Source organism: Pseudomonas sp. C7.1, from assembly GCF_056312395.1.
This window is the reverse complement of the sequence record NZ_JBWDTL010000003.1, coordinates 1,267,758-1,294,694: the sequence shown is the minus strand read 5'-3', so window position 1 is coordinate 1,294,694 and position 26,937 is coordinate 1,267,758. Positions and strand designations below refer to the sequence as shown.

General features: G+C 60.4%; 21 protein-coding genes and 3 pseudogenes. 12 read left to right on the top strand and 12 right to left on the bottom strand.

Annotated features, from left to right (window positions below; genetic code table 11):
* Entirely contained in the window at window positions 1–1,554 is a 1,554-nt protein-coding gene (locus tag AC0T4W_RS09380; RefSeq protein ID WP_476318745.1) for a sigma-54-dependent transcriptional regulator, read from the bottom strand.
* A gap of 259 nt (window positions 1,555–1,813) precedes the next feature.
* Here AC0T4W_RS09380 and phhA point away from each other — a divergent pair, with 259 nt between their 5' ends.
* The 6 genes from phhA to ggpS all read left to right on the top strand — a co-directional run bounded on the left by phhA (window position 1,814) and on the right by ggpS (window position 9,563).
* Window positions 1,814–2,596, top strand: coding sequence for a phenylalanine 4-monooxygenase (gene phhA, locus AC0T4W_RS09375; RefSeq protein ID WP_476318744.1), 783 nt, complete (start codon window positions 1,814–1,816; stop codon window positions 2,594–2,596).
* A 125-nt stretch (window positions 2,597–2,721) separates the two neighbouring features.
* A complete protein-coding gene (locus tag AC0T4W_RS09370; RefSeq protein ID WP_476318743.1) occupies window positions 2,722–3,075 on the top strand; it encodes a 4a-hydroxytetrahydrobiopterin dehydratase in 354 nt (117 codons plus the stop codon).
* Window positions 3,072–4,268 (top strand): amino acid aminotransferase, encoded by a 1,197-nt coding sequence (locus tag AC0T4W_RS09365; protein WP_476318742.1) that lies wholly within the window; start codon window positions 3,072–3,074, stop codon window positions 4,266–4,268. The genes AC0T4W_RS09370 and AC0T4W_RS09365 overlap by 4 nt, the downstream gene beginning before the upstream one ends.
* 93 nt (window positions 4,269–4,361) lie before the next feature.
* Window positions 4,362–5,708 carry a DUF2254 domain-containing protein gene (locus AC0T4W_RS09360; RefSeq protein WP_476318741.1) on the top strand — a complete coding sequence of 449 codons (1,347 nt, stop codon included), beginning with the start codon at window positions 4,362–4,364 and terminating at the stop codon, window positions 5,706–5,708.
* 204 nt (window positions 5,709–5,912) lie between these two features.
* On the top strand, window positions 5,913–7,199 hold the full coding sequence (locus AC0T4W_RS09355; protein ID WP_476318740.1) for an MFS transporter: 1,287 nt from the start codon (window positions 5,913–5,915) through the stop codon (window positions 7,197–7,199).
* A 96-nt stretch (window positions 7,200–7,295) separates the two neighbouring features.
* Window positions 7,296–9,563: a glucosylglycerol-phosphate synthase gene (gene ggpS / locus AC0T4W_RS09350; protein ID WP_476318739.1), complete on the top strand. Its 2,268-nt coding sequence runs from the start codon at window positions 7,296–7,298 to the stop codon at window positions 9,561–9,563.
* 149 nt (window positions 9,564–9,712) lie between these two features.
* Here ggpS and AC0T4W_RS09345 read toward each other — a convergent pair whose 3' ends face one another.
* Complete coding sequence (locus AC0T4W_RS09345; RefSeq protein ID WP_476318738.1) at window positions 9,713–10,132, bottom strand: VOC family protein; 420 nt, start codon at window positions 10,130–10,132, stop codon at window positions 9,713–9,715.
* 368 nt (window positions 10,133–10,500) lie between these two features.
* Between AC0T4W_RS09345 and istA the strand changes: the two genes are divergently transcribed.
* Window positions 10,501–12,021 (top strand): IS21 family transposase, encoded by a 1,521-nt coding sequence (gene istA, locus AC0T4W_RS09340; RefSeq protein ID WP_476314783.1) that lies wholly within the window; start codon window positions 10,501–10,503, stop codon window positions 12,019–12,021.
* Window positions 12,022–12,037: 16 nt separating this feature from the next.
* Window positions 12,038–12,793 (top strand): IS21-like element helper ATPase IstB, encoded by a 756-nt coding sequence (gene istB / locus AC0T4W_RS09335; protein WP_476316371.1) that lies wholly within the window; start codon window positions 12,038–12,040, stop codon window positions 12,791–12,793.
* A 176-nt stretch (window positions 12,794–12,969) separates the two neighbouring features.
* Here the strand turns inward: istB and arfB are convergent, their stop codons facing one another.
* From arfB to AC0T4W_RS09290, 9 genes and pseudogenes are all read right to left on the bottom strand, one after another.
* The gene (arfB, locus tag AC0T4W_RS09330; protein ID WP_476318737.1) at window positions 12,970–13,383 is read right to left on the bottom strand and encodes an alternative ribosome rescue aminoacyl-tRNA hydrolase ArfB; all 414 of its coding nucleotides are present in this window, start codon (window positions 13,381–13,383) and stop codon (window positions 12,970–12,972) included.
* Between the two features lie 294 nt (window positions 13,384–13,677).
* Window positions 13,678–15,846 carry a catalase gene (locus tag AC0T4W_RS09325; RefSeq protein ID WP_476318736.1) on the bottom strand — a complete coding sequence of 723 codons (2,169 nt, stop codon included), beginning with the start codon at window positions 15,844–15,846 and terminating at the stop codon, window positions 13,678–13,680.
* 171 nt (window positions 15,847–16,017) lie between these two features.
* Window positions 16,018–16,299, bottom strand: coding sequence for a hypothetical protein (locus AC0T4W_RS09320; RefSeq protein ID WP_476318735.1), 282 nt, complete (start codon window positions 16,297–16,299; stop codon window positions 16,018–16,020).
* Entirely contained in the window at window positions 16,296–16,733 is a 438-nt protein-coding gene (locus AC0T4W_RS09315; RefSeq protein ID WP_476318734.1) for a pyridoxamine 5'-phosphate oxidase family protein, read from the bottom strand. Before AC0T4W_RS09315 ends, AC0T4W_RS09320 begins: the two co-directional genes overlap by 4 nt.
* 110 nt (window positions 16,734–16,843) lie before the next feature.
* Window positions 16,844–17,332 carry a hemerythrin domain-containing protein gene (locus AC0T4W_RS09310; protein ID WP_476318733.1) on the bottom strand — a complete coding sequence of 163 codons (489 nt, stop codon included), beginning with the start codon at window positions 17,330–17,332 and terminating at the stop codon, window positions 16,844–16,846.
* 201 nt (window positions 17,333–17,533) lie between these two features.
* Complete coding sequence (locus AC0T4W_RS09305) at window positions 17,534–18,472, bottom strand: hypothetical protein (RefSeq protein WP_476323551.1); 939 nt, start codon at window positions 18,470–18,472, stop codon at window positions 17,534–17,536.
* A 223-nt stretch (window positions 18,473–18,695) separates the two neighbouring features.
* Window positions 18,696–19,400 carry a methyl-accepting chemotaxis protein gene (locus AC0T4W_RS09300; protein ID WP_476323548.1) on the bottom strand — a complete coding sequence of 235 codons (705 nt, stop codon included), beginning with the start codon at window positions 19,398–19,400 and terminating at the stop codon, window positions 18,696–18,698.
* A 198-nt stretch (window positions 19,401–19,598) separates the two neighbouring features.
* Window positions 19,599–20,483, bottom strand: a pseudogene (locus AC0T4W_RS09295) (methyl-accepting chemotaxis protein); the annotation flags it as partial.
* Window positions 20,484–20,762: 279 nt separating this feature from the next.
* The gene (locus tag AC0T4W_RS09290) at window positions 20,763–21,512 is read right to left on the bottom strand and encodes a substrate-binding periplasmic protein (RefSeq protein ID WP_476318732.1); all 750 of its coding nucleotides are present in this window, start codon (window positions 21,510–21,512) and stop codon (window positions 20,763–20,765) included.
* Window positions 21,513–21,642: 130 nt separating this feature from the next.
* Here AC0T4W_RS09290 and AC0T4W_RS09285 point away from each other — a divergent pair.
* The 4 genes and pseudogenes from AC0T4W_RS09285 to AC0T4W_RS09270 all read left to right on the top strand — a co-directional run.
* A pseudogene (locus AC0T4W_RS09285) lies at window positions 21,643–21,815 on the top strand (cytochrome c oxidase accessory protein CcoG); the annotation flags it as partial.
* A 314-nt stretch (window positions 21,816–22,129) separates the two neighbouring features.
* Window positions 22,130–22,645: pseudogene (locus AC0T4W_RS09280) on the top strand (MCP four helix bundle domain-containing protein); the annotation flags it as partial.
* 240 nt (window positions 22,646–22,885) lie between these two features.
* On the top strand, window positions 22,886–23,767 hold the full coding sequence (locus AC0T4W_RS09275) for a methyl-accepting chemotaxis protein (RefSeq protein WP_476323545.1): 882 nt from the start codon (window positions 22,886–22,888) through the stop codon (window positions 23,765–23,767).
* 136 nt (window positions 23,768–23,903) lie between these two features.
* The gene (locus tag AC0T4W_RS09270) at window positions 23,904–24,983 is read left to right on the top strand and encodes a metal-dependent hydrolase (RefSeq protein WP_476318731.1); all 1,080 of its coding nucleotides are present in this window, start codon (window positions 23,904–23,906) and stop codon (window positions 24,981–24,983) included.
* 356 nt (window positions 24,984–25,339) lie between these two features.
* On the opposite strand, the gene AC0T4W_RS09265 is transcribed toward AC0T4W_RS09270, so the two are convergent.
* Window positions 25,340–26,800: a sodium-dependent transporter gene (locus tag AC0T4W_RS09265; RefSeq protein WP_476318730.1), complete on the bottom strand. Its 1,461-nt coding sequence runs from the start codon at window positions 26,798–26,800 to the stop codon at window positions 25,340–25,342.
* Window positions 26,801–26,937: the final 137 nt, after the last annotated feature.

The window sequence follows — 26,937 nt, the reverse complement described above, 5'->3', positions numbered from 1 at the left end:
CTACTCCTTCCCCAACCCATGCTGACGCAGCTTATTGGCGATGGTGGTGTGTGATACACCTAGGCGCTTGCCCAGTTGACGGCTACTCGGATGGTCGTGGAACAGGCGCTCCAGCACGGCTTTTTCAAAGCGGCCGAGGATGTCATCCAGCCCGCCCTCAACTGAAAACTCACCGAGCGGCTGCGGCGCGCCGTAGTCCGGCAGGCGGATATGTTCGCCTTTGACCACACCGCCGTCGCACAGTGAAACGGCCTGAAACAGTACGTTCTCCAGCTGACGCACATTGCCCGGCCAGTGGTAATGGCTGAGCTTATCCAGCACCTGCGGCGCAAGCTTGGGCAGCGGGCGGCCTATCTGCCGGCTGGCCTGATCGAGAAAGTGCTCCACCAGCGGCCCCAGGCCATCCAGGCATTCGCGCAGCGGCGGGATATGCAGGCTGAGCACGTTGAGGCGGTGATAGAGGTCCTGACGAAACTCGCCCTTGGCGCACAGCTCGGACAGGTCGACCTGAGTGGCGCAAATCACCCGCACATCCAGGTAGACCTCTTCATCGCTGCCGACCCGGCGGAAACAGCCATCCTGCAAAAAGCGCAAGAGTTTGGCCTGCAGGCGCGGGCTCATCTCGCCGACGCCATCGAGAAACAGCGTGCCGCCGGCGGTCAGTTCCAGCAGGCCAAGTTTGCCTTCCGGCCGCGCGCCTTCGAAGGCGCCGGGGCCGTAGCCGAACAGCTCAGTTTCGGCCATGGATTCCGGCAAGCCGGCGCAGTTGAGCGCCATAAACGGCGACTGCCCGCGCGGGCTGGCCAGGTGGCAGGCGCGTGCCAGCAGCTCTTTACCGGTGCCGGTTTCGCCCTCGATCAGCAATGGCGCATCCAGCGGTGCCATACGCCGCGCCTCACGCACCACTGCGGCCATCACCTTGGAGCTTTGGAAGATCGAATCGAAGCCGCGCAGCTCTTGCTTGCGCACGTTGTAGATGCGCTCGCCGACGCGATCGGCGCGGTGCAGGGTCAGCACCGCACCGGCCAGGGCATCGCTCTCGTCGTGCTCGGTCTGCAGCGGGGCGATATCGGCGAGAAACACATCGCCCTTGACTTTCACCCGCAGGCCGTTGATCCGCGACTTGTTGGCGCGCACCAGCTCAGGCAGGTCAAAGTCCTCGGCGTAACGCGACAGCGCAATGCCCGGAACCTCATCCACCCGCACGCCCAAGAGCTGCGCAGCGCTGCGGTTGGCCGCGACAATCGAGCCACCCATATCGATGGACAACACCGGAAAATCCAGCGCGCCGAGCAAAGCATTCAGCTCCAGATGGCGGCGTTCGCTTGGCATCAGGCCAACGCGCTTGACGCCGAACACCCCGGATATCGCCTCAAACTTGGGCCGTAGCGACTGGAACTGTAGGTTGATCAGGTTCGGGCAGTGCAGGTAGATGGCATTGCCCTGCTCGCCACCCACTTCGCCACGGGCGACGTTGATGCCGTATTCGACTAGCAGGTTGAGGATGTCGCGCAGGATGCCAATTCGGTTCTGGCAGTGGACTTTGATACGCATGGCAGGGCTCTGATCAGGCTTCTTATAGACCGCACGGCGTAAGAATCGACGCTGGCGGCGGATTATTCGTCAAGAATATGTGACAGATTAGCGCAGCGGCAAGACGATACTTCGCCGCATCGGCGCGCACGTAATCAATTCTTTACGAAATAACCGCCTTTCCCTTGCACACCACACTCAGTCGAGGGCTGCATAAGCACGACCACTGGAGTATTTCTGGTTCAAACACAACAACAAAGCCCCAGCAGGAGGCAGCAGCATGAGCACCCAGTACATGGCGCGGGAACCTGATGACAGTGGTTTTATCCATTACCCGGAGGCCGAGCATCAGGTGTGGAATACCCTGATCACCCGCCAACTCAAGGTGATCGAAGGTCATGCCTGCCAGGAATACCTGGACGGTATCGAACAGCTCGGCCTGCCCCATGAACGCATTCCGCAGCTCGGCGAGATCAATCAGGTCTTGCGGGCCACCACCGGCTGGCAGGTGGCGCGGGTGCCAGCGCTGATTCCGTTTCAGACCTTCTTCGAGCTGCTGGCCAGCAAGCAATTCCCGGTCGCGACTTTTATCCGCACACCCGAGGAACTGGACTACCTGCAAGAGCCGGATATTTTCCACGAGATCTTTGGCCACTGCCCGCTGCTGACCAACCCCTGGTTCGCCGAATTCACCCACACCTATGGCAAGCTCGGCCTGGCCGCAACTAAGGAAGAGCGTGTATACCTGGCGCGGCTGTACTGGCTGACCATCGAGTTCGGCCTGGTTGATACCAGCCAGGGCCAGCGCATCTACGGCGGCGGCATTCTCTCCTCGCCGAAAGAAACCCTCTACTGCCTGTCCGATGCGCCGCAGCGTTTGGCTTTTGACCCAATCGAGGCGATGCGCACGCCGTATCGCATCGACATTCTGCAACCACTGTATTTTGTTCTGCCTGAGCTTAAGCGCCTGTTCGAACTGGCCCATGAAGACATCATGGGTATGGTCCAGCAGGCTATGCGCCTGGGCCTACACGCACCGAAATTTGCGCCGAAAGCAGCGTAGCTGCTTTTGTAGGATGGGTTGAGCGCAGCGATACCCATCACCCATCGATCAGCTACGTGATGGGTATCACGATGCTCAACCCATCCTACGGTTCTTTGCTTACCCCCAAATTCAGGAGAAACCCCATGAGCCTTGCCCAAGCCCAATGCGAAGCCTGCCGCGCCGATGCGCCGAAAGTCTCGGACGAAGAACTGGCCGAACTGATCCGCGAGATTCCGGACTGGAATATCGAAGTGCGTGACGACCATATGGAGCTGGAGCGGGTTTATCTGTTCAAGAATTTCCGCCACGCCCTGGCCTTTACCAACGCCGTCGGCGCCATTGCCGAGGAAGTTGGCCACCACCCGGCGCTGCTCACTGAATGGGGCAAGGTCACCGTGACCTGGTGGAGCCATGAAATGCGTGGCCTGCACCGTAACGACTTCATCATGGCTGCGCGCACCGATGTGTTGGCCGCCGACGCCGAGGGCCGCAAGTGAGCCATTTCCATAGCATCAAGCGGGTGCCCGGCGACCCGATTCTCGGCCTGATGGACGCCTATCGCAGCGACCGCAATCCGGCCAAGCTCGACCTCGGCGTGGGCGTGTATAAGAACGCCCAGGGTCTAACGCCGATTCCACGCGCAGTGAAGCTCGCCGAGCAGCGGCTGGTGGAAAGCGAAACCACCAAGAGCTATGTCGGCGGCCACGGCGACCCGCTGTTTGGCAGCCTGCTGACTCAGTTGGTACTGGGCGCCTTCAGCCCGCTGCTGGCGGAGCGCGCTGCTGCCACCCAAACCCCTGGCGGCACCGGTGCGCTGCGCTTGTGCGCTGACTTTATCGCCCACTGCCTGCCGGGCCGTGGCATCTGGCTGAGTGACCCGACCTGGCCGATCCACGAAAGCATCTTTGCTGCCGCAGGCTTGCGCGTTGGGCATTACCCCTATGTCGGCGCGGACAACCAGCTAAATGTTGAGGCCATGATTGCCGCCCTCGCCCACGTACCCAAAGGCGATGTGGTGCTGTTGCACGCCTGCTGCCACAACCCCACCGGCTTCGACCTGACGCCACGGGACTGGAAGCGTGTGCTGGAGGTGGTAAAAGCCCGCGAGTTGCTGCCGCTGATCGACTTCGCCTATCAGGGCTTCGGTGATGGCCTGGAACAGGACGCCTTTGCCGTACGCCTGTTCGCTGCCGAATTGCCTGAGCTGCTGATCACCAGCTCCTGCTCAAAGAATTTCGGCCTGTACCGCGAACGCACCGGCGCGCTGATTGTCTGCGCACAGACTGCGACAAAGTTGCAGGATGTACGCAGCCAGCTGGCGTTCATCGCCCGTAACCTGTGGTCCACCCCGCCGGCCCATGGCGCGGCAGTGGTGGCCAGCATTCTGGCTGACGCCGAGCTGAACAGCCTGTGGGTCAGTGAACTGGACGCCATGCGCCAGCGCGTTGCCAGCCTGCGTGCCGGCTTGGTCGAAGCGTTGCAACCTTACGGGCTGAATCAGCGTTTTGCCCATATCGCGGCGCAACGCGGGATGTTTTCCTACACAGGCCTTAGCCAAACTCAGGTGCAACGCCTGCGCGATGAGTTCAGCGTTTATATGGTCGGCTCAGGCCGAGCGAATATGGCGGGGCTCGACGTCGAGCGACTGGATCAACTGGCCAACGCGATTTCGCGCGTCTGCAACGACTGAAACAGACCTGGGCCTGCAGCAGCGAGGCTCAGGTTGCAGCCTCTCCCGGCAAGCTTGCTATAGTCGCAGTACATCCATCGTACCGAGACGCCCGTGCCGCGCTTGTTGAATTTTACCTTCCGCCTGTACCAACGCATATTGCACAGCCTGGCCCTGTATCCGACGCTGATCGCACTGGGTTTCCTAGGTTTGTGCCTGTTGAGCATGAGCATCGAATACCAGCCCTGGATGATGTCGCTTAAACGGAACATTGATGTGGGCCTGGTGCGCAATGCCGAAAATGCTCGGCTGATTCTCGGCACGCTGGTCGGCGGCATCCTGTCGCTGATGGTGTTCAGCTTCTCCATGGTCATGGTGGTGCTCAACAATGCGGCGGCGGCGCTGTCACCGCGCGTGGTTCCGGGGTTGATCAGCGATAAAAGTCATCAGAAGACCCTGGGGTTCTATCTTGGCACCATTCTCTTCTCGCTGCTGCTGATCACCACGATTGAACGGGACAACTCGACCCATGTACCCAGTCTCGGCGTATTCATGGCCTTGACGATGGGCATTGCTTGCCTCGGGCTGTTTGCGCATTTCATCCACTCGATTTCCCGCTCGATTCAAGTGGAATACATCCTCAACAACCTGTACCACACCACCCTAGCGAAACTTGCCGCTCGCGAAGCCAAACTAGCCTCTATCGACAACATCCCTAACTGGCCAGAGGATCAGCACTGGCCTGAAGTTTGCGCGCAACGCAGTGGTTACTTCAAAGAGCTAAACGTCAATACGATCAACAACATTCTGTGCAAACACGACTTGCGCATGACCGTGATGATCCATCGCGGGGTCTTCGTCATGAGCTGCCGACCGCTGTTCAAGCTCAACCGTAAGGTTGAGCCGGCAATTAGCGATGCCCTGCTCGACTGCTTCGATTTCTTTCTTGAGGAATACGCCCACACCCATTACCTGTTTGGCTGTACGCAGATGTCGGAAATTGCCGTCAAGGCACTCAGCCCAGGTATTAACGACCCCGGCACGGCGATAACGGCCATTGACCTGCTCAGCGTACTGATTAGCAAGCGCCTGCCCCTGCCAGATCTGGATGCCAGCTTGGTGGACGACGGCCCGCCACGCCTGTTGCATTACGAGTTCCCGCTGGATGATTTGTTGCTACTGGTCTTCGGCCCTATTCGCCACTACGGCTGCGCCGATGTCAGTGTGTTGATCAGCTTGCTGCAGGCCTTCAAAAACCTGCTTCACCAGCCGTTACGCGAGCAGCAGAAAATCGATCTGCTGCGCCATGTGTGCAGCGTGCAGGAAACCGCCGATCAGCACCTGAGCAATAGCCGCGATCGCCAAGCCATCAACCAAGTACTCGAACGCATCAACCAGAGCAGTGCGGCCCTGCAACCTGTTGCATTGCTGGCAGTACCCAGCAATGCCATCGCGCAATAGCAGCGGCTTTGGCCGCGATCAGTCGTGGTGCAGCGCGGCTTTGTAACGCCCTCGGCACGCACACAGGCAATCGCCGAAATAATCAAAAGACCGTTTGTCTATATAAATAATCATTTAAAAACAATAGCTTAAATAGTTATCATGCTAAGTGCTGGCACCTTTCGTGCTTGCACTAAAGGGCATAGTTCCCTAGGGTAGTTCGCCATGTGGTCCCTGATTGCCCCTATCAGCTCGTTGCTCGGTGGGGTTGCTTTACTCCTCCTTGGCAATGGCCTGCTCAACACCCTACTGACCCTGCGTGGCGTGGCCGAAGGCTACTCCACCTCGATGCTCGGCCTGATTATGTCCGGGTACTTTGTCGGTTTTCTCCTTGGCACCTGGCTGGCGATTCCGCTGGTCCGCCGCGTTGGGCATATCCGTGCGTTTGCCTTTTGCGCCGCGTTGGCCGCCATCACCGCCCTGCTCCATGTGCTGATCGTCGACCCTTGGGTCTGGCTGGGTCTGCGCGTGCTCTACGGCCTGGCGTTGGTTAGCCTGTATATGGTGATCGAGAGCTGGCTGAACGCCCAGGTGCCGAATGACAAGCGTGGCCAGGTGTTTGCCGTGTACATGGCGGTCAACCTCGGTGCACTGGCCGCCGCGCAGCAATTGCTCAACCTGGCGTCGCCGAGCGACTTCGTGCTGTTCGTACTGGCCGCCATGCTGATCAGCGCCGCCTTGATGCCCATCACCCTGACCCGCCAGATTCAGCCCAGCGTGCCAGACACCCTGCACACCAACCTGCGCCAGATCGTCAGTATCGCCCCACTGGCGCTGGCCGCTGCAGGTTTATCCGGCCTTGCCCTTGGCGCGTTCTGGGGTATGGCGCCGGTGTACGCCAGCCTGAACGGCTTCGACGCCACCGGCGTGGGCTTGCTGATGAGCAGCGCGATTCTTGGCGGTGCCTTGCTGCAATGGCCGATTGGCATCTACTCGGATAAACACGACCGCCGCCTGGTGCTGTTCTGGGTAGTGGCGCTGTCGGTAGTGGTCGCGGTGCTGATGAGCCTATTGCCTGCCGGTCGCTTACTGCTCGGGCTGATGTTTCTCTGGGGCGGCCTGGCCTTTGCCATCTACCCCATCGCTGTGGCGCAGCTGATTGACCAGTTGCACAGCGATGAAATCCTCGCCGGCTCCAGCAGCCTGCTGATGGTCAACGGCATCGGCTCGGTGTGTGGCCCATTGCTGGCTGGCTTGTTGATGCAGCACATCGGCGCTCAAGCGCTGCCGCTGTATTTCGCCGCCACCCTGGGTCTGCTCGCAGCGTACACCCTCTATCGCCTGCGCCATGTCAGCGACCTGGTCAGCGCACCGGCCGGACACTTTATGCCCATGCTGCGCACCAGTCATACGGTGCTTGAGCTGATGCCCGACGCACCACCCACAGACGACCCAGACTCAACTGACTCAAATGAGAACCCGCCCAACCCGGCGCCGCAGACGCCAGGGTAAATCAAGAGGCGAACGCCATACGGCGCAATCACCCATAGCTCGTCGGCTTTTGTCGGCGCGTCACTGCACCCACTTAACTGGACAGGAAGACAGCGCATGTTACTTGCCACCGATCTCGATGGAACCTTTCTCGGCGGCGATCCCAAGGATCGCCTAAGCCTCTATCAGACCATCGCCGCCCACCCGGAAATCCGCCTGGCCTATGTCACCGGGCGCAGCCTGGAGTCGGTCTTACCACTGCTGGCAGACCCCACCCTGCCGCAGCCGGATTTCATCATCTCCGACGTTGGCGCCAGCCTGGTGCATGGCGATACCCTGCAGCCGATCCAACCGCTGCAAAGCGCGGTAGACGCCCTCTGGCCCGGCGACAGCCAGGTTGCCAGCGCCATTGAACGCTTTAACCTGGAGCGCCAGGACGTACCGCAGGTGCGCCGCTGCTCGTACTTCTGCAGCCCCGAGCAGGCGGCCAACCCGCAGCTTTTGGAAATAGCCGAGAGCCTGGGTTGCGACCTGCTCTACTCCGCCGAACGCTACCTGGATTTTCTGCCCAAGGGCGTCAACAAGGGCAGCAGCCTGCAGGCGCTGATCGATTGGCTGGAGTTGGACAACGACCAGGTACTGACCGCCGGCGATACGCTCAATGACCTCTCCATGCTCAGCGGCCAGTTCAAGGGCGTGTGCGTGGGCGAATCCGAAGACGGCCTACTGCAGGCCACCCGCCAGTATTCGCGGGTTTTCCACGCCGAGCGCGCCGGGTGTGGCGGTATTCTCGAGGCCTTTGTGCATTTTGGCTTTCTCGGCAAACAGGGCATCGCCGCCGAGGGCAAGCAAGTCGCCGACCCCGGCAAAGCCGACTTGGTAATGGTTTACCACCGCCTGCCCTATGAAGAATTCCGTGGCGCCGATGGCAAGTTGCAGCGCCGTCGCCCGACTTCCCCCAACGGCATTATCCCGACCCTGCTGAGCTTTTTTGGCGATGGTCGCGCCGGCTCTTGGGTGGCCTGGGCCGAGCATGATGAAACCAGCGGCGAAATCTTCGACAGCCACACCACAGTGGATGCCGAACGCTACCCCCGGCTGACCGCCGCACGGGTGGCGCTGAGCAAGGAAGAAGTCGACATTTTCTACAAGCGCTTCTCCAAGGAAGCCTTCTGGCCGACCCTGCACACCTTCTGGGAGCGCGCGCAGTTCCGCGAGGACGACTGGCAGGTGTTCCTCAAGGTCAACCGCGCTTTTGCCGAACGCACCGCCCTGGAAGCCGCCGAAGGCGCCACGGTGTGGCTGCACGATTACAACCTGTGGATGGTGCCCGGCTACCTGCGCGAGCTGCGCCCGGACCTGCGCATCGCCTTCTTCCACCACACCTACTTCCCCTCGGCGGATGTGTTCAACGTGCTGCCATGGCGCCGACAGATTATCGGCAGCCTGCTGCAATGCGACTACATCGGCTTTCATATCCCGCGCCAGGTGGAAAACTTCGTCGATGCGGCGCGCGGCGTGATGCCCCTGCAAACCATCAGCCGACAGAACTGTGCACCGCGCTTTATCACCTATGGCTGCGCCGTGGGCCTGGAGCGCATGACCACCGCCGTGGACACCGGTAGCCGCGTGGTCAAACTCGGCGCCCACCCCGTGGGTCTGGATATCGAGCGGGTACGCAGCGCCCTGGCCGCGCCGAAAATCAGGGAGATGATGGAACGCCTGCGCGCCGAGCTAAGCGGGGTCAAACTGATTCTTTCAGTGGAACGCCTCGACTACACCAAGGGCATTCTGGAAAAACTCAACGCCTACGAGCGCCTGCTGGAAGAGAATCCCGAACTGCTGGGCAAGGTCACCCTGGTGACTGTATGCGTGCCGGCGGCCAAGGAAATGACCATCTACGACGAGCTACAGGGGCAGATCGAGCAGGCCGTGGGCCGTATTAACGGCCGCTTTGCGCGCATTGGCTGGACGCCGCTGCAGTTTTTCTTCCGCAGCTTGCCGTTCGAAGAAGTCAGCGCCTGGTACGCCATGGCCGATGTGATGTGGATTACCCCGCTGCGCGACGGCCTCAACCTGGTGGCCAAGGAATTCGTCGCGGCTCAAGGCTTGCTGGATGGCCGTGGCGTGCTGGTGTTGTCGGAGTTTGCCGGCGCTGCCGCCGAACTCAAAGGCGCACTGTTAACCAACCCACACGACCCAATGGATATGGCACAAACCTGCTATATCGCGCTGAATATGCCCAAAGATGAAGCCCAGGCACGCCTGCGAGAACTGTTTGATATCGTCAGCTACAACGACATCCGCCGCTGGGGCGATGAGTTCCTCGCCGCCGTCAGCGACCCGGAGGATCAACTGGATCGCGCCCTCGGGCTGGTGGGTTAGTTATCGGCCCGTAGCCCGGATTACATCCAGGCTACGGGGTGCACCTTGGTAGGGAGGACATGGCGCAGCCTTGTCCGCCATTGGTATCCGCAAGGTGGACAAGCCTTTGGCATGTCCACCCTACGAGGCTAACCCACAAAAGCGGCCTGTTAGCCCATCTGCGCATCAATATCGCAATTGATCATCCAACTCACGCCAAAGCGGTCGGTGAACATGGCAAAGCGCGTGGCCCAGAAGGTCGACTGCAACTCCATTTGCACCGAGCCACCTGCCGACAGCGCTTTATACAGGCGCTCGGCCTCCGGCACGTTTTCCACCTGCAGGGAGACCGAACTACCCTTGATGCCTTCATACGGCATACCGGGAAGGGTGTCGGAGGCCATCAACAACTGATCGCCCACGGTCAGGCACAGATGCATCACGCGGTCGTGAAACTGCTCCGGCACATTGCCCGCTTCCGGGCTTTCGCCCATGCGCATCAGTTCCAGACTACCGCCCAGGCACTCGGCGTAGTAGTTAAAGGCCGCTTCGCACTGGCCATCGAAGGTCAAGTAGGTATGGAATTTCATCTGCACTCTCCTTAGAACTTGCGTACTTGATTGATCAGCCTGCCGCTAGGGTTTTATCCGGGCATGTATGGCAGACCGTAAACCCAAGGCTGGGTTCTATAAGGTAGTCGAACGGCAAAATGACAAATCGACAGGCGTGCCCAAAGCAGTGGATTAAATCCAGATCTGCGGATTCCGCGCTGACTCGGACACCCATTCCACGCACATCCGGACAGTGATTCCACGCTGATCCGGACACCCATTCCACGAGCATCCGGACACTGATTCCACAGCCATCCGGACACTTTCTGGCAGGCAGCTACGCAGGATTTATTCACTACCATTGGCCTCTTTTTCGAAGCAGAGAGGTCGTCGTGGAGCGTTTATCCATGCGTAAAATCCGTGAAGTGTTGCGCCTCAAGTTCGATTGCGGGCTGTCTGTCCGTAAGATCTCCCGCAGTCTGGGCATAGGTCACAGCAGTGCCGGTGATTACCTTTGCCGATTCACGGCCTGCGGCCTCTCCTGGCCGCTCCCTACTGAGTTGTCCGACGCAGAGCTGGAGCGGCGCCTGTTCCCGCCACCGCCGGCGGTACCCTCTGAGCAACGACCAACTCCCGACTGGGCCTGGGTGCATGCCGAGCTGCGCCGACCAGGCGTGACCCTGGCACTGCTCTGGCAGGAGTATCGGCTGGGCCAGCCACAGGGCTTCCAGTACAGCTGGTTCTGCGACCACTACCGGGCCTGGCAGGGCAAACTGGATGTGGTGATGCGCCAGGAGCATCGCGTCGGCGAGAAGCTGTTTGTCGACTATGCCGGCCAGACGGTGCCGGTGATCGACCGTCACAGCGGCGAGATTCGTCAGGCGCAGGTGTTCGTCGCGGTGCTCGGTGCCTCCAGCTACACCTTCGCCGAGGCCACCTGGTCGCAGCAGTTGCCCGACTGGCTGGGCTCCCATGCCCGTTGCTTCGCCTTCCTCGGCGGGGTGCCGGAGATCGTGGTGCCGGACAACCTGCGCAGTGCGGTGAGCAAGGCCCATCGCTACGAACCGGACATCAACCCCAGCTACCGCGACTTGGCCGAGCACTATGGCGTGGCGGTGGTGCCGGCGCGGGCGCGTAAGCCCCGCGACAAGGCCAAGGCCGAGGTCGGCGTGCAGGTGGTCGAGCGCTGGATCCTCGCCGCCTTGCGCCATCGCCAGTTCTTCTCCCTGGACGAGCTCAACACGGCCATCGCCGTGCTGCTGGAGCGGCTCAACCAACGGCCGTTCAAGAAGCTGCCGGGCTCCCGGCAGTCGGCCTTCGCCAGCCTGGATCGCCCGGCTCTGCGCCCGTTGCCGGAGCAGCCCTACGTCTATGCCGAGTGGAAGAAGGCGCGGGTGCACATCGACTACCACGTCGAGGTTGACGGGCATTACTACTCGGTGCCCTACCAGCTGGTGAAGAAGCAGCTGGAGGTGCGCCTGACGGCCCGCACCGTGGAGTGCTTCCACGCCAACCAGCGGGTGGCCAGCCACGTACGCTCCCTGCACAAAGGCCGGCACAGCACGCAGACCGAGCACATGCCCAAGAGCCATCGCGAGCATGCCGAGTGGACGCCTCAACGGCTTATCCGCTGGGCCGAGCAGACCGGCCCGAACACCGCCGGCGTAATCAGCCACATCCTCGAACGGCGCGTGCATCCGCAGCATGGCTACCGCGCTTGCCTGGGCATCCTGCGCCTGGGCAAGCACCACGGCGAAGAACGGCTGGAAGCCGCCTGCCAGCGCGCCCTAAGCCTCGGTGCCTGTAGCTACAAAAGCCTCGAATCGATTCTGCGCCAAGGCCTGGAAAACCTGCCGCTGGCTCAACAGAACCTACCCCTACTACCGGACGACCACGCCAACCTGCGCGGCCCCGGCTACTACCACTGAACAAAGGAATCCCACCATGCTGCCTCACCCGACCCTGGACAAGCTGCAAACCCTGCGCCTGCACGGCATGCTCAAAGCCCTCGCCGAGCAACTGAAAACACCCGACATCGACAGCCTGAGCTTCGAAGAACGCCTCGGCCTGTTGGTCGATCGCGAGCTGACCGAGCGCGACGACAAGCGCCTGAGCAACCGCCTACGCCAGGCCCGGCTCAAGCACAACGCCTGCCTCGAAGACATCGACTACCGCGCCCCGCGCGGGCTGGACAAGGCGCTGATCCTGCAACTGCGCAGCGGCCAGTGGCTGCGCGACGGCCTCAACCTGATCATCGGCGGCCCCACCGGCGTCGGCAAAACCTGGCTGGCCTGCGCCCTGGCCCACCAGGCCTGCCGGGACGGCTGCAGCGTGCGCTATCTGCGCCTGCCACGGCTGCTGGAAGAACTGGGCCTGGCACATGGCGACGGCCGCTTCGTCAAGCTGATGAGCAGCTACGCCAAGACCGACCTGCTGATCCTCGATGACTGGGGCCTGGCACCGTTCACCAACGAACAGCGCCGCGACATGCTGGAGCTGCTGGACGACCGCTACGGCCAACGCTCAACCATCGTGACCAGTCAGATGCCGGTGGACAACTGGCACGAACTGATCGGCGATCCGACCCTGGCCGACGCCATCCTCGACCGCCTGGTGCACAACGCCTACCGGATCAACCTGAAGGGAGAGTCGATGCGCAGGCGGGCGAAGAAATTGACGACGCCGGGCACCTCAGACTAACAATGCATATCCTGCGTCGCTGCGCTCCGACTGCCTGTCCGGATGACCGTGGAACAGGTGTCCGGATCAGCGTGGGCTGAGTGTCCGAATGGCGTGGAATCCGCATCCAGATCAAGAAATTTCAGTGGTGGGATAGAAGTGCAGGCTCTTGCGCGCAAGCAGTTTTCAACAGCCTGCTAGAAATCCACCTTGCCGCGCCCTGCCTTAATCGTGCCGCGAATGCTCTTGCCTTCCAGGCGGCGCTTTTTCGACCCCAGGGTTGGCTTGGTCGGACGGCGGGCTTTTTCGGTTTTAGCGGCGCTGCGAATCAGCTCGGCCAGGCGCTCCAGGGCATCGGCGCGGTTCTGTTCCTGGGTGCGGTACTGCTGGGCCTTGAGAATCACCACGCCTTCGCCAGTGATGCGACTGTCGCGCAATGCCAGCAGCCGCTCCTTGTAGAACGGCGGCAGGCTGGACGCCTGGATATCGAAACGCAGATGGATCGCACTGGACACCTTATTGACGTTCTGCCCGCCTGCGCCTTGGGCGCGAATGGCGGTCAGCTCGACTTCATCGTCAGGCAGGTGAACGCTGTTGGAGATAACCAGCATGGACAGGCTTCAGGGCAGGAAAGGACGCTCAGGATAACGCGAACATACACATGATGCCTCTTGGTGGGAGGCCTCCGGCCTAAGTATTTCATCGCGAACCGTCAGCAGCGTTCGCTGACGCATTGACGAGCATGCCAGTTGCGCCCAGGGTAAATCCTCACCGCGCCAGCCAGGCTCACGGCAGGAGCCGCCGCACGTAGAGCTAGCGGCGACTTTAGCGCCAGAGAGAAATGCAACAGCCTGCTAGAGCAGATACCCGCCAAACTGAGCGGGTATCCCCAGCAACAGAGCTGATTAAGCGACTATCGCACCCACGTCAGGGCGCTCAGTCATACGGTGTTTGGCTATGGCTGCAATGAAACTTTCCACAAAGTCGCCATTGGCCATTTTCCCGGATGCAGTGATCACCCCTGGGCCCTCAAAGGCCGCACTCTTAGTACCTGCTGCAGCGGCAGCTTTCTCGATCAGCATGGCGCCGTCGTCTGTGGCGGCAATGGCCTTGCCGTGCTTATAGGCCTCTTTGACGAACAGCAACGCATGCGCATTCTTGCAGAGCGCATCGACACTCTGCGCGCCACCTGGCACATAGACGGCATCGAACAGCACGGAGCCCACGGTCGGCAGGCTGTGGTCTACCTTGAGGGCTTTGCCGGCGCTGCTTTTAATCTCACCCAGCTGCGGGGCAATTACTTTCAAGGTGCCGCCGCTGGCCAGCAGCGCGGCACGCAAGGTCTCGATGGTGGTGCCATCGACGCCGTTGGCTACCAACACCGCCACCTTGCGCCCAGCAATGGAGTTGCGCCGGGTATTGGCCATGCTCAGAGCGGCATCTACGTTTGGCTGATCGGTGCGCGGCAGGTTTTGCACACCCACCGGCGGCGGTGGCACAGCCATGCCCAAACCATCGGCCACCCGTTGCGCGAGCGCGGCATCGACCTGAGTCAGGTTCGCCACCATACGCTCGCGAATGGCCGGCACGCTGACCTTGCCCAGTTCAAAGCAGAAGGCATCAACAATATGTGCCTGCTCCCAATCTGCCTGGCTACGCCAGAACAACCCCGGCTGGGAGAAGTGATCGGCAAAGCTGGGGCTGCGCACCCGGATTTTTTCACCCTGCATCGGCTCGCCATAGCTGACGAAACCGCCCTGCTCCCACGGCCGCTGCATAGGGCAACCACCGCCCAGGGTGTTGGGCTCATAACTGACTCGCCCCTTAACGATGGTCTGACGCATATGGCCGTCGCGCTGGTTGTTGGCAACGGCTGCAATTGGCCGGTTGATCGGGATTTCATGGAAATTAGGGCTGCCGAGGCGCGACAACTGGGTGTCCGAGTAGGAGAACAATCGCCCTTGCAGCAACGGGTCGTTGCTGAAGTCGATACCTGGCACCAAGTGACCCGGATGGAAGGCCACCTGCTCGGTTTCCGCGAAGTAGTTATCGGGGTTTCGGTTCAGGGTCAGCTTGCCAATCAACTGGACTGGTACCAAAGACTCAGGGATCAGCTTGGTGGCATCGAGCAGGTCGAAATCGAATAGGTGCTCATCCGCCTCGGCGACGATTTGCACGCCGAATTCCCACTCCGGGTATTGGCCCTGATCGATAGCCTCCCAGAGGTCGCGGCGGTGGAAGTCGGCGTCTTTACCGGCCAGCTTGACCGCCTCGTCCCAGACCAGCGAATGCACACCGAGCACCGGCTTCCAATGGAATTTGACAAAGCTTGCGCTGCCTGCGGCGTCGATAAAGCGGAAGGTGTGTACGCCGAAACCTTCCATCATTGCGAAGCTGCGCGGAATGGCGCGGTCCGACATCAGCCACATCACCGTGTGACTGGTTTCCGGCACCATGGAGATAAAGTCCCAGAAGGTATCGTGGGCGGAGGACGCCTGCGGTATCTCGTTATGCGGCTCTGGTTTGACCGCATGGATGAGGTCGGGAAACTTGATCGCATCCTGGATGAAAAATACCGGCATGTTGTTGCCGACCAGGTCGAAGTTGCCTTCTTCGGTATAGAACCGGACCGAGAAGCCGCGCACGTCGCGGGCCGTATCCATCGAGCCACGCGAGCCGGCCACGGTGGAGAAGCGCACAAACACCGGGGTTTGCACACCGGGGGTTTGCAGGAAGCCGGCCTTGGTCAGGTCACTCATCGACTCATACACCTCAAACACACCATGGGCACCAGCACCGCGGGCATGCACCACACGCTCCGGGATGCGCTCATGGTCAAAGTGCATGATCTTTTCACGCAGGATATGGTCTTCAAGCAACGTCGGGCCACGCTCGCCGGCGCGTAGCGAGTTCTGGTTGTCGCTGATCAGCAAACCCTGATTGGTCGTCAGCGACTCGCCTGGCTGTTCAGCGAGCACGGCTGCTGCCTGCTCCGAGCGATTGGCATCGGCGGGGGACGGATCAAGACCGGTCAGGTTCTGCGTAACGGGTTCGTCTTTAGTGCGTTTGCTCATGGGAACGCTCCTGAAAAAATTGAACGTGGCCAGCGCCCGCCTCAAACAACAGGGTCACGGGCTGCACGCGTTATAGACGGCGGTATGGGGAGCATGCTTAGGGCAATCAGTGGCAGCACTGATCACGCACATCAAGCGACTACAGGAAAGCCGGGGACATACAGCTGAGTGTCATTTGCTGACACCTTTTATCGCGCGTTCTTTGATGCTCAGGCGAAAGCTCTTTTCCTCCGGCTGCAACACATGGGTGCGCAAATGCCGATTGCAAATAAACCAGACTTCGTCGCGATCATTGGAGAGCACAAAATAGGCATCGCTGGTTTCCGAGGGGTTGTACAAGCCCATCGCGCGATAGGCATTACCCGTTGAAAAACCACTGTCCAGTGGCAAGGGTTTGGGGCCGTCGGGCATTTCCTCAACACGCAGATAAAGACCCTGTTCGAAGAACATCATGCTGCCTGCTCCTGTGCATCCAACGGCCAGGTTGCAGGCAGTTCGACATAGTCGACAGCAAGCGAGGCTGGCATTACTTTTGCGCTAAAAGCCGACCTGAGCAGCATAAATAATCGCGTTATCAGGCTCTGTTGTGCATGCCAGTAAACGACTGACTGCGGCGTGAACTTGAGCAGCATCGCGTTGCTCGGCAGTGCCTGCACATTGGAAGGTAAATGCTCTGCGCAAACCTCCACCCGCCCGGAAAGCGACACACGCCGCGTACCCGCCGCATCAGCGAAACTCAGGTTAATGCTCTGCAGATGCACTGACGGGGGACACTGCGGATCGGTGAATAACCACAAAGCTGCGCAGTCATCCATTTCCCAGCGCGAGATACTGCTGCTGAGCAATACACCATGCTCATCGACGCTGCTAAGCGTGGCCGCAGACATGCTTTGCATCATGTGGCGCAGGTGCGACAGCTGCGCGCCGGGTTGGTGTTGAGTATTCACTGGCGACTCCTTCACGTTAGAGGTTGAATGCATCAGAGCACTCACCCGCGCTAACCGCGTGCGGCCATCAGCTCTGCTTTGCGCTCGGCGATTTGGTCGCCTAGGGCCATCATGTCCAGATCAGCCGCTTTGGCTTTCGGGAACATTTCGCTCTGTTCTTCTTTGACATGATGCTTGACGTACTCGGACAGTACTTTGATCTTCGCGTCGAACATTTCGCCATCGGGCTCAATGCCTTCAACCTGAGCGATCAGATCCTTCAAGGTGGCGTGCTCTACAGTCGCCTCGGGAACCAGCTCTTTATCCTTCAAGGCCAGTTTTACCGCCGGGTAGAAAATCTCTTCTTCCACCTGGGCATGCACGCTGAGCTCGGTGCAGATCTGCGCTACCAGCTGCTTCTTCTTGCTCACCGAACGGGCTTTGTCATATTCGGCAAAAAGCTCGCTGACCAGCTTGTGATCGGCGCGCAGCAAGGCGGTTGCGCCCTGTCGCTTGGCTGTGCTTTCCGGTGCTGTGGTTTTCTTCGCTGTAGTAGTCATTTGCATATTCCTTTAAGTGAAATGTCACTGCGATAAATGCCTGGTAAACCCCGGAGCAGACTGCCTCGCGAGAAGCAGTCAGGCCACCGGGCTCCTAGAGCACAAAGATGGCTAGCAGGATGATGATGGGGATCGGAACCCCGAGAAATAACAACAGTAGTGAGCGCATGGCAGTCTCCTAAGGGTGGATGGAAGGCGTGATTAAGCGTCGCGCTGACGGCCGCCATAAGGCGCGGCGAAGCTGGCCACGAAGGCGCCGATCAGCAGCGAGATAAACAACCAGATCGCCGCATATGCCGATGCTTTGCGCGCACTATCGGCGGCTTCCCGCGCACTGGCTTCAGCTTCGCTGAGGGCAGTTTGTACCCGCGTAAACGTCTCGTTTACCCGCTGCTCAGCTTCTGGCTGAGTCAGGCCAGTACGCTGCGCGACAACCTGGCCGACGTAACTAACATCCTCGGCGGGCATGGCACCGGTACGAATCGAGTTCATAAAGATGCGCGTGACTTCGGCCATGGAAACCGCCGCTTCTTGCCGTGGCGTTAGTGTGTTTTGCTCGGCGCCCAGCGGAGTTGCAACCGCGTTGAGGTCACGGCGAAACAGGGTGTCGAGGAAGTAGCCAATAGCGCCGCTGTCAGTCTCGCGGGTCGCCATATCGGAGTTAGCAGCTGCACCGGCAGTCGCAACCAACGCAGTAGTGGCAACGCCACCGGCCACAGCGGCACCGGCCTGAACGCCACCATTGACGATGGAGCCGATCACCGAGGTGAGCAACGTAGCGGTTACCAGTGAGGCAATAGCCCAAGCCAGAAAGCCATGGGCGGTATCGCGGAAGTACACCTCGTCGGTGTGCACTTCAAGCCACTTGGTCCTCAGGCGCCCGGCCAGGTATCCGCCCATACCAGCGGCCAACAGCTGCGTCAGGGTGATCCAGATAATCGTGGTCACGCCGAACGTCGCGGCGCTGACCCCGTGGTTGGCCCATGGCGATACCGATGACAAGCCCAAACCGGTGCCCAGTATCAGCAGAATCAAAGAGAGCGCAGCTGCTGCCGCAGCACCGGCCAATATGGCGCCCCATGAAACTGCACTGGCTGAAAGCTGTGTGGTGTCGACGGCCGTTCGTACTGAGCCGTACATCGCGTTCTGTTCACTTACTGTGTTCATGGCGATCTCGATTGAACCAACGTCGCGCGAGATTGCAGCGAGTCGGGACCAAGACCATTGCATCGCGCTACTGCACTGTCGGTGCGCTGTCGCGCACAGGCACTTTGATGCTGCTTGCAGTCACACACTGGGGGCGGCGGTACGCCCGCACATACCCGAGGCCGTAGCTGAGTGCCACGGCCTCTAGGCTTGCGCGTTAAACGCGGAAGCGGCTGACCAGCATTTGCAGCTGATTGCCCAGGCGCGCCAGCTCGGCGCTGGAGGCGGCGGTTTCGTCGCTGGCGGTGGCAGTCTGCTCGGAGATATCGCGCACACTGAGGATGCTGCGACTGATTTCCTCGGCCACCGCACTTTGCTCTTCGGCGGCTGCGGCGATCTGCTGGTTCATCGACTGAATGTTGGACACCGCATGGGTGATGTTGCCCAGCGAGTCGCCGGCCTTGCGCGTCAGCTCGACGCTGCTGTCGGTGAGGCTGCAGCTGTTGCGCATGGCTGCTGCCACCTGCTTGGTGCCGCTCTGCAGGCCGGCGATCAGCGCTTCGATCTCTTCGGTGGATTTCTGTGTGCGCTGGGCCAGGCCGCGCACCTCATCGGCGACCACGGCAAAACCGCGTCCGGCCTCGCCCGCGCGCGCCGCTTCAATGGCAGCATTGAGCGCCAACAGGTTGGTCTGCTCGGCCACGGCCTTGATCACGTCCATCACGCTGCCAATCTTGTTGCTCTCCTGCTGCAGGCCGTTCATGGCCTCGCTGGAGCGGCTTACCTCGGCGGCCAGGCGTTCGATCTGGGCGATCACCTCGCCCACCACCTGGTCGCCCAAACGCGCCTGGCCGTCCGCCTCGTTGGCGGCCTGGGAAGCCTGTTCGGCGTTACGCGCCACCTCCTGCACGGTGGCCGACATTTCATGCATGGCGGTGGCCACTTGGTCGGTCTCGCTTTTCTGGCTATTGGCACCGGCACTGGTCTGCTCGGTCACGGCGGACAGTTCTTCGGCAGCGCTGGCGATCTGTGCCACGCCATCACGGATACCGCCAATCAACTCACGCAGGGTCGTGGCCATATGCTGGATGCCTTGCTGCAGCTGGCCCATTTCATCGCGACGGTCGACCTGCACACTGGCAGTCAGATCACCGGCGGCGATGCGCTGCACCGCGCTCAGGGTGTCCTGCAGCGGACGGGTGATCTGCCGGGTGATAAGCCAGGCGGCAAGTACGCCGAAAAGCATCGCCAGCAAGGTGGCGCCGATCTGCAGGCTGCGCGCCTGGGTGCTCTCGATAGCCAGGCGGTCCATCTGGAACTGGTACAGGGTCTCGCTGATACGCACGATCTCGCCCTGCTGGGCGGTCATTTCCTGGCGAGTGCGGGCAATATCGCCGGTAGCGAGTTTGAACGCCTGCAGCGTCTCCTGGTACTGACCCAAGGCCGTCGCGATGCGGCGTACCGCATCCTGCTGAGCAGCGCCGAAGGCCTGCTCCAGCGGGCCGAGGCTGGCACGGGCAGCGGCGAGATGCTCAACCAGCGCCTGCTCGGTTTGCGCATCAGGAGCACTGTCGTAACGCTCAAGCAGGTAGCGCAAACGCAGTACCTCGTTTTGGGTGCGGGTCAGCGCCTGCAACTGGGTAAAACGGCCGCCATCGGATTCCGGCAACAACGCCACGCTGCGCTGCATAGCGCCCAACAGGTCGCCGAGTTGTTGCGTCTCACCGGCCACCTGACGCCGTGCGGCGTCAGCCGCCGCATAAGCGGCGCGCATGCCGCCAAGCGAACGCTGGTAATCCTGGTTATAACGATCCTGCTCTTGCAGCAGCTTGACGTTGACTGGGTTAGTGAAGCTGCCGAGCAGTTTCTTTTGCTGCTGCAAATAGATATCGAGGTTGCTCAGCACCCGATCACTGCTCACTGCATCACCTTTGGCCAGCATGAACTGCAGGCGGGCAATGCGCAGATTGGTCAGGGTGGTGTTGAGCTGGGTGATATCGCTCATCCAGGTGCTGCGCTGGATAACGCTGCCCAGGCCGGTCCAGGCGCCCCAGGCCAGGGCAAGAGTCAGGGCCAGCACCAGGCCGAAGCCGAGGGCCAGCTTGCGGGTGACACTAAGGTTGGCAAACCAGGTGTTCATACGAATTCTCCAACTGTTGTTAAAACAGGCAGTTCAGGTTTCGCTGGAGAATTGTTTTTGTTGAGGCCAGCACAAGGCTTGTGCTGACGCTCTAACGCGGGCTTTCGACACACATTTATAGCGCTTACTGACGCTCGCGCACTGCTACTGCCCGCTGGCTTGCTCGTACCGACGCTGGATGCGCTCCAGTTCGCCTGCCTGGCGCAGCTGCTCCAGAGCACTGGCCCAGGCGGCTACCCGCTCATCGTCAGAGTCGAGACTGAAAGCGATGTACAGCGATGCGCGGTAGATCTCGATGGGAACCTGCCGCAGCGTGCCGGGGGCAATGTTCAACTGGCGGCTGTAGTGGGCTATCCCCGCCTCGGTGTCGCCGATGATGATGCCGGTGCGCCCGGCCAACAACATGAGGTAGAGCTGCTGACTCTCGGTTGCACTTTTGTCGAGGTTTTTGAAACCCAGCGACTGCAACATCTCAGGCACCAAGCCGGCATGTCGCGTGGTGACTTTGTGGGCGTGCAGCAATTGCTCCAAGGAGTTCACCGGCTGCGGCGCATTGGCCAGCTGATAGGGGTGAATGGACTCTTCCACAATCGGCCCGACCCACTTGTACAACGACTCGCGCTCAGCCGTGCGGAAGATGGAGTACATAATGGTCTTGGGCCGGATCTGCAATATGCGGGTGGCTCGCATACTGGGCTGCAGCACCATCTCAAAATCATCACCGGTCAACGCAATGATGGCCCGAACGATCTCCGTGGCCATGCCGGTGAGCTGATTGTTCTCCCGGTAGTTGTATGGCCCCCACTCTTCGGTCACCACCTGATACGGCTCGGCACGGACAGAAGCACCGAGCAGTGGACAGAACAGCACTGCAGTAAGTATCAAAAGTTTCACATGTTCTGCCTGATGGGTCGCGCGGCCCCAAGGGGGAATCTGATTGCATGGCAAGAGAGGCACAGATACTGACACGCCTCTAACACCTGCAGCTGTACTACTGAGGGTAGGACCGCTATTGCTGAGCAGGGTTGCATTCGGCACGGCCTGGCTCGACTGGGACGGTCGCAAAGCCGTGCCGTGGGACCTGGCCGAGCACCGCTACTAGATCTTCGGTGCGACTTTCTGGCCGCAGGATTTCATCTTGCTCTCGGCGCTGCCGATCATCGCAGCCTTCGGTTGTTCGCCATCACCGTGGTGGCCTCATCCCACCCCGCCCAGCCCACCATGTACAACTTTCGTATAAAGCTGACGGTCATCCACTACTCTGCTGAACAGGCTGTGTTCGTCGTGTGAGCACGCCAAGCAGCTTTTATCTGCGGGCATTACAGCCATTTCGTGGACGTCCATGCAGCACGAATACCGGCCATCGGCCACTACCGCTAAAACTCAAAATAAATTGTACAACTGCAAAGTATTGTATAAGGTTTGCGCAAGAAGGAATTTAATACCTTGCTGAGTCTCCCCTGACACGCAGTAAGCAATCGCAGCCCCACGGGGCAAGAGGAATCGATTCCATGCAGTCACAATTGAGCATTGCACAACGCCTGAGCCTTGGGTTTGGGCTGATACTGTCACTGATGATTCTGATTACTCTGATCGGCGTGCAACGCGTGGGCTTTATCGACGAAACCCTGACCACGGTGAGTGAAGGGGCTTCGCTTAAGCAGCGCTATGCCATCAACTTCCGTGGCAGCGTGCATGACCGCGCCATCGCCATTCGCGACGCGGTACTGGTGGATACTGACGCAGCGCTGAACCGCCAACTGGCAGAAATTCAGCGGCTCAAGGACTTCTATCAAGAGTCTGCCCAGGCCATGGACAGCCTGCTGCGCGAGCAAGCGCCAACAGCCACCGAGCAGCGCCTGTTGAGCGACATTCAGGCCATCGAGCGCAGTACCCTGACCTTGACCGAGCAGCTGATCAGCCTGCGCCGCCAAGGCGATGCACAGGCCGCTAAACGCCTACTGCTGGAGCAAGCTTCGCCGGCTTATGGCGAATGGCTCAAGCGCATCAATGCCTTTATCGACCATGAGGAACAAGGTGTTGGCCAGGATATTGGGGCGGTGCGCGAGGCCGCTAGCGGCTTTCGCTTGCTGATTCTGTTGGTCAGCGCTGCCGCTGTGGTGCTAAGCATCGGCGTATCGCTGATTATCATCAACAAGCTGAAATCCACCCTCGGCGCCGAGCCGCATGAAGTGGCCGACGTCATCCAACGCCTGGCCAATGGTGAACTTAACCAACGTATCCAGACCCGTTACCCGGACAGCGTCATGGGCGCCCTGCAGGACATGGTCAAGCACCTGGCCGAGACCATTACCCAGGTGCGCAGTGCAGCTGGTGAACTGACCTTGGCCTCGGACCAGTTACTAACTACATCCGACAGCAACAACCAGCAGATTCGCCTGCAATCGAGCGAGGCTGAACAAATGGCCACCGCAATCAACCAAATGGCCGCCACCGTCAATGAAGTGGCTAACTACGCCGCCAGCGCAGCCAGCGCCACCCGCAATGCCGACAGCGAAGTGGCCACCGGCAATCAAGTCGTCAGCGCTACCGCCAGCGCCATCCAGAACCTGGCGCGCACCCTGGAAAGCGCCGCCGAAAGCGTGCAGCAGGTCTCCACCGACAGCGCGAGCATCGAGAAGATCATTGAGGTGATTACCTCCATTGCCGAACAGACCAACCTGCTCGCCCTTAACGCTGCCATCGAGGCTGCACGGGCCGGCGAACATGGCCGCGGCTTTGCCGTGGTGGCCGACGAGGTACGCTCCCTGGCTACTCGCACCCAGGACTCGACTCGGGAAATTCGCGGCATGATCGGCAAGCTGCAGGAAGGTGCAGGCAAAGCCGCCGAAGTGATGCGCAACAGCCGCCAGCTAGCACAGCAAACAGTCGAGCAAACCGGCCAGGCGGAAACGGCGCTGAACAAGATCCGCAGCGAAGTCACGGCCATTAACGAAATGAACGCGCAGATCGCCAGCGCTTCAGAAGAACAGAGTTCGGTGGCCGAAGAGGTCAACCAGAATATCAACCGCATCCACAGCGCCACCCTGGAAACTTCAGCCGGCTCCGCGCAAGTGGCCTCCTCCAGCCGCGAACTGGCCACCCTGGCCAATCGCCTGACGGATAAGGTCAGCTTCTTCAAGCTCTAATAAACGCTGACAAGATGCCGCGACCACCGGGCGGGACACGACTGCCCAGGCGCTGAAACCTTTACTCGAAAATTAGCCGCTGCCAAAACCTGGGCGTTCGGCTAATTTAGCCGCCTGTTTAATTCAGAGATCAGTCATGGACTCGATAACCCAGGCGGTACTTGGCGCCAGTATTCAGGGCGCACTGCTCGGCCGCTGGCAGGGACGCAAGGCACTGCTGTACGGCGCCATGCTCGGCACGTTGCCGGACCTGGATGTGATTATCGATTACGGCGACGCCGTGGCCGATATGACCTACCACCGTGGCTTCAGCCACTCGTTGTTTGTCCTGACCGGGCTGGCGCTGTTATTGACCTGGATGACTCGACGATTCAGGCATAACCCCGGCTATTCAGCGCAGCGGCTATTTATCACCCTGTGGCTGGTGCTGATTACCCACCCGCTACTCGACAGCTTCACCAGCTATGGTACCCAACTGCTCTGGCCCCTGACGCCGATCCCCACCGCCTGGTCGAGCATTTTTATCATCGACCCGCTCTACACCATCCCGCTGTGCATCGCCGTGGCGCTGGGGCTGCTCTACGGCCTGCGTGACAACGGCCTACAGAATAGGGCAACCAAGGCGCCGGCCCTTGCGCTGCTGGTTTCCTCGCTGTACTTAGGCTTTACCCTGGGCGGTAAATACATGGCCGAGCAACGCGTGGAAGTCGAACTGGCGCGCCAGGGTATCGAAGCGCAACAAGTCTTCAGCACCACCACGCCGTTCAACAGTCTGCTGTGGCGGGTGATTGTGCTTGATGGTGAGGATTACCACGAAGCGCTGGTCAGCTGGTTTGACGATACGCCACCGACGCTCGCGCGTATCCCCCGTGGCACGCACCTGGCAGCGGCCCTGGTCGATTCGCCGGCGCATGCGCGGCTGGCCTGGTTTACCAATGGTGTGCTGCGCTACGACCAGTTGGGCGAGCAGTTGGTGGTGACCGATATCCGCCTGGGCATGACCGGTTTCCACCCCTTCCGCTTCGACTTCGCCACCCTGGAAAACGGCCAGTGGCGCGTGCATGACAACATCCAGCGCCTGCCGATGGATCGTGGCGACTTCTCGCGCCTGCAGCTGTTGTGGGCACGTATCTGGCAACCCGAGGTACAAGTCCCGCTGCTGGCCTGGGCCGATGAACTGCGTAAAGCGCCGCTGGCCAGTAGCGGCGTGCAATAGCGTGATGGCTGATCAGCTGCGGAACTGAGCCACCAGCCCTTCGATTGCTTCGGTGGAGTCCTGCGCACGTTTGGCCAGGGCACACACTTCATCGGCCACCACGCCATAAACAATAAAAAAACTAATCCCATCATGTGTGGCCGGTAGCTTTTGTAGGTTGGCGTTGAGCGCAGCGAAGCCCAACGGACAGCGGCATATCGGGTTGGGCTTCGTCGCGCAGCGCCTCAACCCAACCTACCCACTGTTAACCTCGCTTGGCGACGGCCCGATGGGTGACAAGCAGACATTGCAGACATAAAAAGGGCGCACGGCTTTTGCCCGTGCGCCCTTCTCGACTGCCGCTCAGCGTGGCGTGCTTAGCGTCCGGCGAGCGCCGGCATGACCCGTGGTCGCAGCACTTCACCGAGTACTGCGAGCAGGCCGATGGCTCCGGCAATCCAGTACCACTGGGCCACCGGGTCAATCATCAACCAACCCAGGGCGTGGAGGAACACCACCATGATCAGCACCGGGCTGACGTAACGCACCATAAACAGCCACAGGGCATAGCCCAGCGGTGGCAAGTTAAGCTCGTCGCGCATGATTTCGTCGCGCAGGGCATAACCGGCCAGCAGCACGATAAAGATCCCGCCCAGCGGCATCATCCAGCGCGAAGTCAGGTAATCCAGCCAGTCGAAGAAGTTCTTGCCCAGTGGCGTCCAGCCGGCCAGCAGGTTGAACGAGAGCATGGCCAGCAGGCTGATCACCAGCAGCACCGCGCCGGACATAGCCGCAGCCTTGATGCGGCTGATGCCGTGTTTTTCATTTAGATAAGCCACCGTGGCTTCGATCATGGAAATCGCCGAGGTCAACGCGGCAATCGACACCATGGCGAAGAACAGCACGCCGAAGGCGGTGCCGAACGGCATCTGCTGGAAGGCCAGCGGCAGGCTCATAAAGATCAACCCCGGCCCGGCTCCCGGATTCATGCCGTTGGCGAAGATAATCGGGAAGATCGCCAGCCCCGCCAGCAACGCCACGCAGGTGTCGCACAGGGCGACGACAAAGGTGGTGCGGGCAATCGACTGGCCGTCAGGGATATAGGAGCCGTAGGTGAGAATCGCCCCGGAGGCCAGGCTCAAGGTAAAGAACGCATGGCCCAGCGCAGCTAGCAAGGCTTCACCCGTTATTTTCGAGGCATCGAAGCTAAACAGAAAATCGAAGCCAGCGCTGAAACCACCACTGGTAAAGGCATAGCCCACCAGAATCAGCAGCATCACAGCCAGCCCCGGCATCATCCAACGCACGGCATTCTCGATACCCCGCTGCACGCCTTTGGCGACGATCCACAGGGTCAGCAGCGCCACCAGCACGCTCCAGCCGCCGAGCTGCCAGGGGTTGGCGTTATGTGCTTCGAACACCCCACCGAGGGCCTCGACACTGGTAGCCGCCAGCGAGCCATCGAGCATTTTCACCGTGTAGGCAAAGGCCCAGCCGGCTACCACCACGTAGAAACACAGGATCATAAAACCGGCCAGCATGGCCATGCCGCCGACCGCCTTCCACAGCGGGTTACCGCCGTTTTCCTTGACCACCCGACCAATCGCATCGATGGGGCTGCCACGGCCGCGCCTGCCAATGGCAATTTCGGTCATCATCACCGGAATACCGATGGCCAGGATGCAAGCCAGGTACATCAGTACAAACGCACCACCGCCGTACTCGCCGGTGATGTAGGGGAACTTCCAGATATTGCCCAGGCCCACAGCGGAGCCGGTTGCAGCAAGGATAAAGCCCCAGCGCGAGAGCCAGAGGTTCTTGGGTTTTTCACGGGTCATGCGTCACCTGTTTGTTTTTATCTGTGACGAAATAGAACCCGCAGCGCTTGTGGCGCGGCGGAGTGGCAAGGCATTCAGAGTTTGAAGGCAGCCGATCTGGCCACATGTCACGCTCTGCAAAACCGGATTCGCCTGAC